General features: G+C 62.8%; 12 protein-coding genes. 4 read left to right on the top strand and 8 right to left on the bottom strand.

Annotation, left to right across the window (positions count from 1 at the left end):
• The first annotated feature begins 152 nt into the window (after positions 1–152).
• Positions 153–1,016 carry a serine O-acetyltransferase EpsC gene (gene epsC / locus OB916_RS13790; RefSeq protein ID WP_315909875.1) on the top strand — a complete coding sequence of 288 codons (864 nt, stop codon included), beginning with the start codon at positions 153–155 and terminating at the stop codon, positions 1,014–1,016.
• 8 nt (positions 1,017–1,024) lie between these two features.
• Here epsC and OB916_RS13785 read toward each other — a convergent pair whose 3' ends face one another.
• Positions 1,025–1,603, bottom strand: coding sequence for an NADPH-dependent FMN reductase (locus OB916_RS13785; protein ID WP_315909874.1), 579 nt, complete (start codon positions 1,601–1,603; stop codon positions 1,025–1,027).
• Positions 1,604–1,687: 84 nt separating this feature from the next.
• Here OB916_RS13785 and OB916_RS13780 point away from each other — a divergent pair, with 84 nt between their 5' ends.
• Positions 1,688–2,011 (top strand): DsrE family protein, encoded by a 324-nt coding sequence (locus OB916_RS13780; RefSeq protein ID WP_315909873.1) that lies wholly within the window; start codon positions 1,688–1,690, stop codon positions 2,009–2,011.
• Positions 2,012–2,041: 30 nt separating this feature from the next.
• Here OB916_RS13780 and OB916_RS13775 read toward each other — a convergent pair whose 3' ends face one another.
• A complete protein-coding gene (locus OB916_RS13775) occupies positions 2,042–2,773 on the bottom strand; it encodes a helix-turn-helix domain-containing protein (protein ID WP_315909872.1) in 732 nt (243 codons plus the stop codon).
• 88 nt (positions 2,774–2,861) lie between these two features.
• Here OB916_RS13775 and OB916_RS13770 point away from each other — a divergent pair, with 88 nt between their 5' ends.
• Both OB916_RS13770 and OB916_RS13765 read left to right on the top strand, forming a co-directional pair.
• Complete coding sequence (locus OB916_RS13770) at positions 2,862–4,142, top strand: MFS transporter (protein WP_315909871.1); 1,281 nt, start codon at positions 2,862–2,864, stop codon at positions 4,140–4,142.
• Positions 4,143–4,259: 117 nt separating this feature from the next.
• Positions 4,260–6,302 carry a hypothetical protein gene (locus OB916_RS13765; RefSeq protein WP_315909870.1) on the top strand — a complete coding sequence of 681 codons (2,043 nt, stop codon included), beginning with the start codon at positions 4,260–4,262 and terminating at the stop codon, positions 6,300–6,302.
• A 16-nt stretch (positions 6,303–6,318) separates the two neighbouring features.
• Here OB916_RS13765 and OB916_RS13760 read toward each other — a convergent pair whose 3' ends face one another.
• The 6 genes from OB916_RS13760 to OB916_RS13735 form a co-directional block, all read right to left on the bottom strand.
• Positions 6,319–6,513: a hypothetical protein gene (locus tag OB916_RS13760; RefSeq protein ID WP_315909869.1), complete on the bottom strand. Its 195-nt coding sequence runs from the start codon at positions 6,511–6,513 to the stop codon at positions 6,319–6,321.
• Between the two features lie 27 nt (positions 6,514–6,540).
• On the bottom strand, positions 6,541–8,526 hold the full coding sequence (locus OB916_RS13755; RefSeq protein WP_315909868.1) for an FAD-binding protein: 1,986 nt from the start codon (positions 8,524–8,526) through the stop codon (positions 6,541–6,543).
• A 59-nt stretch (positions 8,527–8,585) separates the two neighbouring features.
• Entirely contained in the window at positions 8,586–9,866 is a 1,281-nt protein-coding gene (locus OB916_RS13750) for a hypothetical protein (protein WP_315909867.1), read from the bottom strand.
• A 180-nt stretch (positions 9,867–10,046) separates the two neighbouring features.
• Positions 10,047–10,970 carry an A/G-specific adenine glycosylase gene (locus OB916_RS13745; RefSeq protein WP_315909866.1) on the bottom strand — a complete coding sequence of 308 codons (924 nt, stop codon included), beginning with the start codon at positions 10,968–10,970 and terminating at the stop codon, positions 10,047–10,049.
• 58 nt (positions 10,971–11,028) lie between these two features.
• Positions 11,029–12,909: a sensor histidine kinase gene (locus tag OB916_RS13740; RefSeq protein ID WP_315909865.1), complete on the bottom strand. Its 1,881-nt coding sequence runs from the start codon at positions 12,907–12,909 to the stop codon at positions 11,029–11,031.
• Between the two features lie 116 nt (positions 12,910–13,025).
• Positions 13,026–13,328, bottom strand: a complete 303-nt coding sequence (locus tag OB916_RS13735; protein ID WP_315909864.1) for a hypothetical protein — start codon at positions 13,326–13,328, stop codon at positions 13,026–13,028.
• Positions 13,329–13,477 lie beyond the last annotated feature (149 nt).

The following is a 13,477-nucleotide window of genomic DNA, read 5'->3' as shown; positions in this document are numbered from 1 at the left end:
TCTCTGCTGAGAGGTAGATATATTGATATCCGAGGTTTTACACGAGAGAGAGCAGGCCAGGACGATCGGCTGCTCGTTCCGTTCCTCGGTACACAGGTGCACGCGGAACCAGAGCGGCAACATTAGAAGGGCGTCTCGACATACGATAACACATGAGCTACAGCTATACAGGAGACGCACATCACCAGTTGCGTGACTCCTACGACGCGGACGAAAGCCCGTATCCGACCGATACGACGCTGAGCTTTCCACAGCGCGAGGCGGGCCGCAGGGAGGTCGCCCTCCTCAAACAGGTGTTCTTTCCCAGATGCTGGAACGCTGGATCGATGACACAGAACACCGACGCTATCCGCGAGACACTCCAGGAAATCGGATCGTTACTCTGCCTGGGCATCGAACCGTACACGTGCGAGGACTGCACCGAACAGGTGAACGAGGTGCTCGACCGGCTTCCCGCTATCCGGCGAACGCTCAAGAAAGACGTGGAAGCCGCATACAAGGGTGATCCGGCCGCCAGAAGCTACACCGAGATCATCCGCTCCTACCCTGGCATGCAGGCGATCATGATGCAACGCGTCGCACATCTCCTCTACGAGGAAGGGATCTCGGCGTACGCCCGGGAACTCACCGAACACGCAAAGACCGAAACCGGAATCGACATTCATCCCGGGGCCGAGATCGGCGATTACTTCTTCATCGATCACGGGACCGGTGTCGTCATCGGTGAGACGACGACTATCGGCGATTGGGTGCGGATCTACCAGGACGTGACGCTGGGTGCCCTCCACTTCGAGGAGGAAGAGGACGAACAACACATGCTGAAGAAGGGCTACAAACGCCACCCGGACATCGGCGACCACGTCGTCATCGGAGCCGGAACCAAGATCCTGGGTTCGATCACTATCGGGGATCACGTGAGCATCGGCGCGAACTCCTGGATCACTGACGACGTGCCCGACCATACGAGCGTCTACATCGCCGACCACCCGAAGCAGGAACGGAAGAAAACGGATTGATATCCTGCCTAATCGTCGGCGCCGACGTTCTCCTCGCTCTCGAACGACGCCGGCTCGGGTTCGATGTTCGCATACTGGACGGCGTCCTCGCCCAGCGCCGCCACACGGGTCTCCAGATCGCCGTCCACGAACTCACCGTCTTCGATCGCGCTGCTGGCCCGCGGTACGGCAGCCTGGTGGGGAATCACCCAGCAGTCGAGCGCCCGGCAGACCGACCGCAAGTGATCCAGCGCGGTGATGGGGAACGAGCCGCCGGCGACCGCGAGCAGCCCCACTGTCTTCTTCTCGAACTCGTCGAACCCGCAGTAATCCAGCGCGTTCTTCAGCGGTGCGGAGTACGATCCATGGTAGACCGGCGTCCCCAGCAGGATCGAGTCGGCCCGGCGGATCCGCCGCGTGAGCTCGGGCGCGTCGCCGGCCTCCCGGGCGTCCGCGTCGAAGACCGGGAGGTCGAGTTCGCGGAGGTCGATCAGATCCGTGCTCGCACCGGCCGTATCAGCTTCCTGTAACGCACGCTCTACTGCGACTCGCGTATAACTGTTCTCGCGGAGGCTCCCCGCGATAGCGATGACGTGTGGCTCGGCCATAGCCCGTCGTACTCCCACCTGTACAAAGAAGCTCCCGGAGACAGTGACCAAAGAACCAAGCCAGTCGCAGGTGCAACGACACGCATGGATCTCGGAATCATCGTCGAGACAAACGACCCCGAGAAGGTCTGGAACGGCTTCCGACTCGCGAATACGGCACTGGAAGACGGCCATTCGGTCGAGACGTTCCTCCTCGGCGACGGCGTCGAAGCGCCCGACATCGAACACCCGAAGGTGAACCCGCGAGGGGTGATGCGCAAGTACGCCCTCAACGATGGCGAACTACTGGCCTGTGGCACCTGTCTCGACTCGCGTGACATCGAAGCCGACGAACTCCGTCCGCGGGGGACGATGAGCGACTGTCTGTCGATCGTCGAGAACGCCGACAAAGTGGTCACGATCGGATAGGGCGAGGAGAGCCGAACGCGACGGTCGAATTCAATCCGCCGGTCGTTCGGATCGCCGCTGTGCGACCGACAGGGGATCCGCTGTCGACTGTGCGGCCACCAGTCGGAGGAACTCGCCCGCGTTGGTGAGCAGTTTGTTCTCTGCTTTCCGGAGGTGCTCCTCGTAGGTCGATCGGGCGACGGCCGTCTGCTCGGCCAGCTTCCGGAGTGAGGTCCCGCGCGGCTGCTCGTAGTAACCACTCTCCAGCGCCAGTCGGAGTGCCGCAAGCTGTCGTTCAGTCAGATCCTCGAACAACCGGTCGACCGGCGCGAGCATGCTGTGGGGTACCGGCTCGTCCGCGATCGCCGTTTTCGAGAGGACATCGATCTCACGGTCGTCTTCCAGGTCCTGCAGCAACGCCCGGATATCGCCCTCCTCGAACGCGATGACGGTGTAGTGCTCCCACCCCTGGCGGTGGATCGTCGGCGGCTGATACAGGCAATTGTACTCCTCGAAACGCTCGACGATCGACCCCTCCAGCGAACAGAGACACGACTGCGTGACGACGTGTAGCCCCGACTCGTCGACCGATTCGTGCAGAACTGTCCCGATGTCGTCGATCCGTTCGAGCACGGCCGTTTCCGGGACATCCGGTGACGTGATCTCGACGACCTGGCACTCGTCGAGATACCACTCCCGGATCGTCAACTGGGGATGGCGCTCTGAGATCTCCCGGTAGGGACACTCGTGTCTGATCCGGAAGGACGCCTCGTAGAGGCTCATACCCGCTTTTCTCACTCTGAAGAATTAAGGGTGCCGGACATGGCCGGCAACATATACAATCGATAGTTGCTCGTACGGACGACCAACCATGGACGACGCTACAGAGATTCGACAGGGGATCCGCGAGCACCTCGGACAGTTCTCGCTGCACGTCCTGCTGGTGTTCGCGACCGGACTAACGATCGGCTCCGAGCGGACGGTCGTTCCCGTACTTGGCGGGGACGTTCTCGGCGTCGAGTCGTTTCTCGTCATCGGGTCGTTCGTCGTCTCCTTCGGATTCGTCAAAGCGCTGCTGAACCTCTACGCCGGGAAGTGGGGCGAGGAGTACGGCCGCAAGCCGGTGCTCGTCGCCGGCTGGCTCACCGCGCTGCCGATCCCGGTGATCCTCATCTACGCACCCAGCTGGGCCTGGATTTCCGTCGGGAACGTCCTGCTCGGGATCAACCAGGCGCTGACCTGGAGCATGGCGATCAACGCGAAGATCGACCTCGCCGGACCTGACCAGCGCGGACTGGCGGTCGGGATCGACGAGGCGTTCGGGTACACCGGCGTCGCCGTCGGTGCGTGGATCACTGGCGTCATCGCCGGTCGGACCAGCCTCCGGCCCGAACCGTTCTATTTCCTGGCAGCTGTCGTCGTGCTGGCGCTGGTGCTGTCGGTCTTTCTCGTCAGGGAGACGGTCCAGCTGGCACGACAGGAGGGTGACGACGATCACCACGACGCGAACCTCCCGTTCCGGGAGGTCCTGAAACGAGCGACCTACGGCGACCGGACGCTGTTCGCCGCAGCCCAGGCGGGCCACGTCGAGAACTTCGTCGACACGCTGTTCTGGATCGCCGTCCCGCTGTACCTCACGAGCGAGGGGCTCGCGATCGAAGCCGTCGGCGTCGTCGTCGGGATCCACAGCGCGATGTACTTCCTGCAGATCGGGACCGGCGGGCTGGCCGATCGAATCGGCCGTCGGCCGCCGGTCGTCTGGGGGATGTTTCTCGCCGGTGGCGGCGTCCTCGGAATGGTCCTCGTCGAGGGCTATCTCGGCTGGGTGGTGCTGGCGGGGCTTTCAGGGCTCGGCATGGCACTGCTGTACCCGAACCTAATGACCGTCCCCGGCGACGCAGCCCACCCGAGCTGGCGTTCGGCGGGCATGGGCGTCTACCGGATGTGGCGCGATGCGGGCTACGGCGTCGGCGCGATCCTCATCGGGCTCTCGATGGAACTTGTCAGCGCCGAAGCTGCCTTCTACATGACTGCCGGCCTGATGTTCCTCTCGGGCGCAGTCGTGTACGTCTGGATGGAAGAAACCCACCCGGAGTTCGGGACGCACGAACCCCCAGCGCCTGCCCCGGAGAGGGCGGTTGCCGACGACTGATACGGACTGCCGCAGGTCTCCTGTTTCTCCACTCGGCCCGCTTCCGCGCGCCTCGAAACTGATAAACATTATCCCAATTTGTATGGGTTTTTTATATTTGGTGTGTCGACAAGTAGTATGGCACCAACTGACATAATTCTGAACGAGGACGAGGTCGACGTGGATGCGGCGACGATTAATATCAGATCGACCCGCGGAGACACCGAAGACCAGCGGACGATCCGGATCGATACCCAGTACGGCGACGTTACCGCTGGGGGCAACGGAACGCACGGGACACTGTCGCTGACGAACGGCTCGGGAACGGAACAGATCCGCGCTGGGGCTGGCGAGAACCTCGGTACTCTATCGCTGGGTAGTGCCGAAGACGGGGTGAGTACCCGAAGCGTGCTCTTTCACTCCGACGGGTTCGGACGAGTCGGAGGCGACGGTGAGACCGGGCGGTTCAACCTCAACGACAGCGCCGGCAACATCATCATCTCGGCGGAAGCCGGCGACCAGACGCTGACGTTGCGCAGTCGACAGGAAGAGACCAACATCGAACTCGACGCGCGACGGGCGACGCTGTGGGTCGGTAGCGACGGAGAGACCGACGGTGCCGCGTCCGGGACGATACGGCTTCGTCGGAAGGCCGACGAGGAGACGGTTAGAATCAACGGGAGTCTCCCGACGCAATATTTCTACCAGGACGGCGAGCGGACGCTCACGCTGCAGGGACAGACAGCCACGTACGAGGCCGGAAACCCGAACGAGGACGGCGCAGTCGAGTTGCAGTCCGCGGAGTTCGATTCAGGTGGTCACAACGAGGTTCGGCTGGACGCGGAAGACGCCCGCCTGACGATGGCTGTCGAGGACGACGCGGGCGAGACACGGCAGCCGGTCCATCTCACCTCGAAAGCCGACCTGAAGTTGGGTGCCGAACAGACGCCCGGCAATGTGCAGGTCGCCGAGACCGATGGAACGCCACGTCTGGAGTTCGCAGGTGCCAGCGACGCCGCCAGGCAGAACAGTGCGATATCCGACACCGTCAGGCTGTACGCCAACGCTTCGACCGGGAGTGTCGTGCTGGGCGGCAACGACAGGGCGGGAAGTCTCCGGCTCCTCGATTTCGCCGATCGACAGGTCGGGGTGCTTACTAACGGACAGCTTAGCCTGGGTGGCGGGACGCAGACGGATCCGGGACCCCCGGGGACGCTGACGGTTTCGAACCAGTCTGGATCCGTCATGGGGACGTTGTCCGGACACGACGGCAGTCTCGAACTCGGTGGGGCGATGGGGGGCAATCGCGACAAAAAGAAAGACGGTACGTCGAGTTCTGAGCCCGGAGAGTCCGGCACCGTCTCGGTCAAGCACGAAGACGGCACGGAGAAAGTAGCGATCGAAAGCGATCCGCGCGCGAGCGTCACGATGTACAACGACGACGGTACCGCCGCCGGAACGATCCAGGCAGCACCGTCCGGCCAATCACTCGTGATGGACTCCGGCGGCCAGTCGATGGTTCTGGACGGCGACAACGGGTGGGCGGTTCTCGGCGGTTCGAACCCGAGCCAGGTCACGGGTGCGGAGCGTTTCGGTGTCCGCTCTGAGTCGTCGGGGTTCGGCGGGATGTACATCGATTCGACCGATACGAGCAGGGGGATGCCGTTCTACGGCTACTCGATCGACGGAAGCGCCAGAGCCTACCACTACTTCGACGAATCCGATCAAGAATGGATCCTCTCGATGCCGGCCGGGACTGTCAGGATCGAAGCAGACGGGACGATAAACGCCCCGAGCAAGAACTTCGTCCATCCGGTTGCCAACGAGGACGGTGATAAAGACGTCGTGTACACTGCAACGGAGTCCGCAGTCCCCCGTACGGAAGCGTCCGGACTCGCCGAGCTCCAGAACGGTTCCGCAGTGGTCGAACTGCCGGAACACTTCCGCTGGGTGACCAGCGACGAAGAGCCGTTGCTCGTGCAGGTGACTGCTCACAGCAAGAACGAGGTACAGCCGCAAGTGACCGAGCGCTCGACCGAACGGATCGTCATCGAGGACGTGGGTTCGGACGCGGTCGATTATGAGGTCTCCTACACGGTCAGGGGAACCAGAGACGGACACGAAGACAAAGAAGTGATTCGGGACGCCTCGGCGCGGGATAGTCCCGACACGGCCGGGTAGTCACGACTGCGAGACGCTATCGGTCCCTGTTATCACCTGGGGGATCGAACGTCGACTCGTTTTCCCGCAGTTGTCGGTGTGCGTCGTTGATCAACCGGAGTACTTCCGGGAGTACTTCGACCTCGATCTGGTCGCGGATCGTCGGTTCGACCGCCTCGACCTCTTCGACCTTCTCGGCGTACTTGTCCGGGAGTTCTATTTCGAATTTCATGGTATCTGTGTTGGTTCGGAACGCGGATCACTCGGCCTGGCTGATGTCGAACTGATCGGTCCACGTGTTGTCGAAGATGCCGAACGAGTTGAATCGCCGGTACGTTTCGAGCCAGTCACCGTTCCTGTCGAAGTTGTCGTACAGTTCCGAGAGATCCTGTTTGGTCAGCGTATTGTACTTGCCCATGTGAGGTCGACCGTCGTACTCCTCGACGAGGTGCGTTTCGATCTCCGTGAGGGCGTCTTTGGCGATCTCGATCATCTCCGATTGGGAAACGTTCGGAACGTTCGCCAGCAACTGGGCGTTGGCGGCCTCGACGGGGAACGGTACCTCTATCATCGCGGACCACTCGTCATGTGCCGCCGAGAGGTAATGGTCGCTGGGAGCGACAAACCGGATTCCCATAGGCGATGCGAAATGGATCTTGTACGTCTCGACTCTGGGCTCGACGTTACCACCGAAGAGACCCACAGCCGCATCGGCAGCCTGTCGCCAGAACGGCATGACCTCGTGATCCTGATAGATGTCATCCGCGATATCGAAGACGTCCTCGATGGCGTCCTCGAGATGATGCAGTGGGACGGCCACGTCCGTGGATATCGCCGGAGGTGAAGGAGGCTTCGGCATCTGCTCGTAGTTCGAGTCGTCGGTATTCTTGTCGCGCAACCGTCGAAGTGCGATGTACCAGGCCGTCTTGGTCCGTTTCTTGACGAACGGCTCTCGAGCGGCCGCTGGCTTGAAAAAGAACGTACGGAGAGTGCCACCCCATCCGGACTTGTCCTTGAGTGGATGGAAGGCGTTTCCGAGCGCCCTCGAAATGTCCTGAAACGTCGTTTTCCGCCGCTCGGGCGGCCATCGGTCGTCGGAGACGTCCAGCCACTTGTTGTCTTGCCCTGCAGCGTTGTCGACGAGCGCCTCCCAGTCTTCTGGCTTCTCCTCAGGGTCGGTGATGTCGTGTGTCCGCTCCATCACAGTGGTCTGGGCCCGGGGTTGGCCGTCATCGTGAACCCGAGGCAGGTTGATCAGCAACTGGACGTGTCGGTGATTTCGAAGGAGCTCTGGAACGTCCTCCGGAATCGTTCCCGGATCGGTCTCTGCAGTCGATATTTCGTCGGTTTCTAGCTTCCCCGTGTAGTCGTCGGTGATACTGCTATAATCGAGCCAGGACCTGCTCTGGGTGTCCTCTTTGAGCCAGTAGTAGTCCCGGACCTCCATCGTGTACGCGTAGACGACACCCATACAGCCGTATCCGACGACGACCGAGTAGAATGTCTCGTCGTCCTGTATCAACCCCATGCCGTGAGTTGTCTTGTCCCGCCCGAACTCGGCGGGATCAGTGATACCGTCGCTCGGCTCGATCCGGTACATCTGGACGACGCGCTCGTCACCCTCGGGCATCACCGTGACGAGCTCGACCGATTTGACCATGTCAGCGACTGTCGACAGCCCCATCCCGGTCCCGTGTGTGCCTGTGTTGACAGCACCGGCGATCGTCTGGCCGTCGAACGAGCCCATGTTCTTCAGCGCCAGCCCCTTCGGGGCCAGAATCTGTCGGTTGAGATCCCGGATTCGCGTACCGCCTTTCAACCTGACGAGGTGCCTCTTGTCCTCGACGTCGAGGTCGTCAGTGTCTTTGAGCCAGCCGTTGTGGTTAAGCGTCCCGGTGAGGTTCTTCAGATCGATGTACCGTTCCTCCGGAACGGGCGCTCGTGAGTGAGAGTGCCCGGAGCCGACTGCTCTGATCTTCCCGTCCTTGTTATCCTGGACCGTGGCGAACAGTTCCGCCTTGCTACTCGGGGCCGCCTCCCCTTTCGTGTCCCCGTGGTCGCTGATCCAGTTCGCCCACTTCGTCCGATCGTACGTGATCTCCCCATCGTATGTGATCGCTCCGGGCGCGGGCCGTCGGCTGAGTAGTTCGCGTACTGAAACGGGCACGTCCATCGACGCGGATTCGGCCAGATCCATCACCGAGAACGTCTCGGCCCCAGTCGCCTGTTGTAGTGATTGTGACATGGTTGATCACTGTCCCTCCAGGGTAGTTCGAGCGGTGGACAGTAGCGTCACCCGCCCGTTCATGGTTCGAACACGTCCATGTAATCGCTCGTCTGCGTGCTGTGTGTCCGTCCGTCGGCGTTCACGAGTACGCTCCCGTCTGCCGTTGCGACCGCAGTCGCCAGGTGTGTGGGCGTCGTCTGGCCTCGACGGTCGAGTGCTGTAGGGACAGCACCGGACCGGCGCCTGTCGAGGACGTAGATTGTCCCGCCGGGTTGCTGGTCCGTATGCTCCGCCCGACCGCCGAACTCGGCTCCGATCACGACGGTCTCGTCCGATACCGCCACGGAGGTTCCGAACCGTTCGTCGCTGCTGCCATCCGGTGCCAGGTACTTCCGTCGGCGCCACCGGCCCCCTGCGCGAGTAAAGACGTACGCTGCACCCGCGTTCGAACCGTTCGCGTTGGTTTCGCTCGGCGCTCCGACGACGACGGTCGAGCCGTCGATGGCGATTGCCTCGCCGAACCTGTCGTCCCGGCCGGTTCGTTCCGGCGCGAGTCGTGCCGTTCGCCGCCAGCGGTGACCCGAGCGCCTGAACACACAGACGACGCCGCTATCCTCGACCGTCGACCGGTCGGCTCTCGCGCCAACGATAGCGACGTCGCTGTCGAGTGCCACCGAGTGACCGAACCGCTCGCGTTCAGTGACGGGAACCAGAGTCGTCTCGCGGTTCCAGGTGCCGTTCGATAGCGTGAAGAGGTCGACCGATCCGGTTCGACCTCCTTCGGGGTGTCTCGCCTGGGGCGCCCCGACGACGGCCGTCCCGTCGTCGACCGCGACCGCGGCTCCGAACTGGACGAGACCCGCGGTCGCGGTCGGCGTGAGCGTCCGCGTTCGGTCCCACGTCCCCGCCGTTCGGGTGAACACGGTTGCCGATCCCGCCGCTCCGCCGGCCGCGTGTTCATGGTACCCGGAACCGACAACGACCGTCGACCCGTCCACCGTGACGGAGTCACCGAACCCGCCGCCAGTGGTCTCCGGCGTTAGCGTGGCCGTTCGTTTCCATCCGGAACCCGCTGCCCTGTAGACGGCGACGGTACCTGATTCCGTCGTGGTCGGGCCGGCGACCACACGTGTGCTGACGAGGGCCGTGTCGCCATCGAGATCGACCGCACCACCGACGTGTGCACCGTTCTCACTCGACGACTCGCTGCTCGCCGTCACCGCTTCCGATTTCGCCGCGGCGGAGCGACCGCTGAAAATCGTAGCCGCGCCCATCGTGTGCAACAGATCTCGCCTGGCCACAGCGAGCAAACTCGAATCGTCCCCACGATCGCCGCTTGTCCCACCACTAGCGATCATCGTGATCCCTGTCCGTCCTCGCCCCCGGCAAACCGAATGTGATTCGTTTCTCGCGGCCGATCGGTCGTCCCCGACAGCAGTCTGTCTCCACGGAACCCTCGGTATCCGAGTGATACATGTTCCAATCGATTGTCACGCACTCACTAAAAAGTGTGTAAGGTATTGACTAGCCAGAAAAGGTTACTCTCGGAGCCTCGCGAACGTCTCTCCCTCACGGTCGGCGACGTGGACGAGTCCGTCGTCAGCCAGGTCATCGAGCAGTCCACGAAGCCATTCCCGCCCGTACTGCCCCTCGGGGACGTAATCCACGCGAACCCGCGACCCGAGAGCGTCTAGCTCGACTTCTCCGCCGTCTCTGAGGATCGAAATCACCCGTCCCCGGAACTGGCGGCGGCTCCCCTCGAACTCGGGTTGCGTCGGCACGTCGGGCGCGGTGAAGTCGCCGGTTTCGTATGCCAGACACCACTCCCGCCAGGGACAGGCCGCGCCGTCACAGGCGGGCGTCTTCTCGCAGGCAACCCCGCCCAGTTCCATAATCGCGTTATTCCACACCCGCGACTTCCCGTCGGGCATGAGTGCCCCCGCGACGCGTTCGAACTCGCTGTCCTCGTCCGGCACGTCGAAGGCCCGATACAGCACGCGTTTGACGTTCGTGTCGACGACCGCATCACCGTTGTCGAACGCGAACGAAGCGACGGCGTTTGCGGTGTAGGGGCCGACGCCCATCAACTCCTGCAGCCCGTCCGGATCCCGGGGAAACTGCCCGCCGTACGCTTCGAGGACCTGTCGGGCGGCCTCGTGGAGGTATTTCGCGCGGTTGTTGTACCCGAGGCTGTGGTCGGTCCAGAAGCCCACAACGTCGGCCCGATCGGCTTCGGCGAGGGTTTCGACGGTCGGCCAGCGGTCGAGAAAAGCCTCCCAGGCGTCGACCACGCGATCGAGCTGTGTCTGCTGGCTCATCACCTCCGAGACGAGGACCGCGTACGGGTCAGTCGTTTTTCGCCAGGGATACTCACGGTGGTCGTTCTCGTACCACTCGACGAGGGCTTCTCTGACGCGCTCGACGTCGTCGGGGAGATACCCCTCGGCGGACGCCTCGGTCATCACCAGTTGGTTCGGCCACGCGCCCTTGAGTGTGGCGCTCGCGTCCGTCGCTGTCGATCTAGTCGTCGTCCGCACGGGCGTGCTCCCAGGTGAACGCCGACTCCTCGAACAGGCGCTCCTCGGTCGCGAACACGTCAGAGAAGACGAACCGTGCGCCGCGACCCGAGGTGCCGTCGACCCACACCGACCAGCCGTGGGCCTCGGCGATCGTCTTGACGATCGACAGGCCGATTCCGGTGCCGTCTTCGCTGTTCGTGTGCCCGTATTCGAAGATCGCGTCCATCTCCTCGTCGGGGATGCCGGGGCCGTCGTCCTCGACGTAAAACCCGTCCTCGGTCAGCCCGACCGTCACCGTCACCTCCGGGCCGACGTGATCGATCGAGTTCCGGAAGAGGTTCTCCAGTGCTCGCAACAGGCGGTTCCGGTCGCCATCGATCGCGATGCTGTCCTCGACTCGCAGCGTCGCGCCCTTGTTGTCGATGTTGCTCCAGGCCTCTCTGGCCGCGTCCTCGAGTTCGAATCGCTCGGTCTCCTCGACGGACTCACCCTTGCGTGTCAGGGTGAGCACGTCGTTGATGATCGAGTCGATCCGGTCGTGTGCCCCGTCGATCTTCTCGACGTGTTCGAGCAGTTCCCCCTGCGAGTCGTCGAGTTTGGTCCGCAGGAGTTCGACGTGTCCGCGCGCGACCGCGAGTGGGTTCCGAAGATCGTGACTCAGCGTCGAAGCGAACTGATCGAGTCGGCGGTTCTGCCGCTTCATCTCCTGGCGCGAGCTCTCGGCCTCGTGTTTGGCCTGCCGGGCTTGCTGGAACTGCCCTTCGAGGGCGTCACGCATGTTCTCGAAGGCGTCGAACAACCTGCCGATCTCGTCCTCGCGGGTCGTCTCCAGATCGACGTCGAGCGAGCCCGATTCGATCTCTCTGACGCGTTGTTTGAGCTGTACAAGCGGAACGACCGTACTCCGGCCGAGGACAACGCCGACTGCCACCAGCGAAACGAGCGCCGTCAGAGCCAGAAACAGTACGTTCCGCCCGACGGTGGCACTGACACTGTAGAGATCCTCCTTCGAAGCTGTCGAGACGGCGATCCAGTCGGTTCCTTCGACGGGGACGTACGTGCGCACCTCCCCGTCGGTCTCGACGGTCCGCGTCACTCGTTTCTCGACGGTCGTTGCGAACGCGTCTGTCCGTTCGAGCGCCGAGTCTCGCCCGGAGTCAGTTGCGACGACCCGACTTCCGTCGGTGGTTGCAAGCGTCGTGCGGATGTCGTTGTCCTCGAACGTCGGCACGAACCGGCTGACGACAACGACGGCACTGCTTTCTGTCGTCCGTCCGGCCAGCGCGATCGCCCGGTCGTCTCCGACGGCGTAGGATCGATTCGAAAACGTGACTGCGTCAGGATCGTCACCCAGGCGGGCGAGCGGGTCGATCCAGTGCGTTCCGACCGCAGTCAGTTCGCGGCCGTCGTATGCGTCGTTCGTGCTCGCGATGACAGTACTGGTATCGGTGTCGGCGTAATGGATGTCGATGATCGCGTCACCACCCCCGGCTTTCGCCGCCGAGAGATACGCGTCGAGCTCTGTCCCGTTCGGTGCGCGTTTCGGATCCGCGATCAGGGACGTCTGCGCACGCGTTCCAGCCACCCACTGGCTGACGCTCTGGGCACGCAACTCGGCCGTCGTTTCGAGTTCAGCCGTCGCTTCCTCCTGTATCGTGCCCTGGATCTCGACGTACGTGGCGAGACCGATACTGCTGATGAGGACGACGACGAGAAGCAGCGAGACGAGAAACTTCATCCCGAGCCGACGGCGAATGAACCCCGGAGTGACCCAGCGGTAGACCTGCCGGTACAGCGGCGGAGATCCCGAGTTGCGATCCGACGTGTCCGGGCTCCCACTCGTGGGCGATCCGCTCGAACCGGAATCGCGGCCGGACGGCATGTTTGCTCTCGACGGGTGCGTCCCGTATCCCCGTGCTACGTCGTACCTGGATGAACCTGGCACATAAGGATTTGGAAATGTTTGCGACTCTATCACGATAGGGGCTGCGTAACGATTTACCGGTGCGATCGACCCGGAACTGAGGGGGAGTATCGTAGCCGGTGGGTGGAAGAACCACTTTCGACCGGGCGACGGAACTCGATCTCGTCGACGACTTCGATCCCCTCGATGCGCTGGAGGCGCTCGTACGCCAGATACCCCAGGATGCGCTGCTCGGCGAAGGGCTTGGATCCGACACGCACTGTCGGGACCGACCGAGGACGGAGCCCGCTGGTGCTACAGCCACCGAACGCCCCCGCTATCATCGCGCTAGCGAGTGTTCCCACGCTACGGAGATACGATCGGCGCACCGAGGCCATGAACGGGATGTTCTGAAGCTATCGTGATATATGTTGCCACGGGAGTAGTCGGTCGCGTTAAGTTAGAGGATGAGGCGGACGAGTTCTGAGTGTCTATGGCAGAAATCGACCGCCTCAGCGAGAGTATCGCGTGGATAGACTTGTCGTTT

Origin of the sequence: Halapricum hydrolyticum (assembly GCF_025517535.1) — an archaeon.
Classification (GTDB): domain Archaea; phylum Halobacteriota; class Halobacteria; order Halobacteriales; family Haloarculaceae; genus Halapricum; species Halapricum hydrolyticum.
The sequence above is the reverse complement of the archived record's forward strand: the minus strand, read 5'-3'. Positions and strand labels throughout refer to the sequence as shown.

Coding starts and splice junctions, on each gene's coding strand:
- OB916_RS13745 (WP_315909866.1), bottom strand. CDS start 10,970: ATGACCGAGGCGTCCGCCGAGGGGTATCTCCCCGACGACGTCGAGCGC.
- OB916_RS13740 (WP_315909865.1), bottom strand. CDS start 12,909: ATGCCGTCCGGCCGCGATTCCGGTTCGAGCGGATCGCCCACGAGTGGG.
- OB916_RS13780 (WP_315909873.1), top strand. CDS start 1,688: ATGGATCTCGGAATCATCGTCGAGACAAACGACCCCGAGAAGGTCTGG.
- OB916_RS13760 (WP_315909869.1), bottom strand. CDS start 6,513: ATGAAATTCGAAATAGAACTCCCGGACAAGTACGCCGAGAAGGTCGAA.
- OB916_RS13770 (WP_315909871.1), top strand. CDS start 2,862: ATGGACGACGCTACAGAGATTCGACAGGGGATCCGCGAGCACCTCGGA.
- OB916_RS13755 (WP_315909868.1), bottom strand. CDS start 8,526: ATGTCACAATCACTACAACAGGCGACTGGGGCCGAGACGTTCTCGGTG.
- OB916_RS13765 (WP_315909870.1), top strand. CDS start 4,260: ATGGCACCAACTGACATAATTCTGAACGAGGACGAGGTCGACGTGGAT.
- OB916_RS13735 (WP_315909864.1), bottom strand. CDS start 13,328: ATGGCCTCGGTGCGCCGATCGTATCTCCGTAGCGTGGGAACACTCGCT.
- OB916_RS13750 (WP_315909867.1), bottom strand. CDS start 9,866: ATGATCGCTAGTGGTGGGACAAGCGGCGATCGTGGGGACGATTCGAGT.
- epsC (WP_315909875.1), top strand. CDS start 153: ATGAGCTACAGCTATACAGGAGACGCACATCACCAGTTGCGTGACTCC.
- OB916_RS13775 (WP_315909872.1), bottom strand. CDS start 2,773: ATGAGCCTCTACGAGGCGTCCTTCCGGATCAGACACGAGTGTCCCTAC.
- OB916_RS13785 (WP_315909874.1), bottom strand. CDS start 1,603: ATGGCCGAGCCACACGTCATCGCTATCGCGGGGAGCCTCCGCGAGAAC.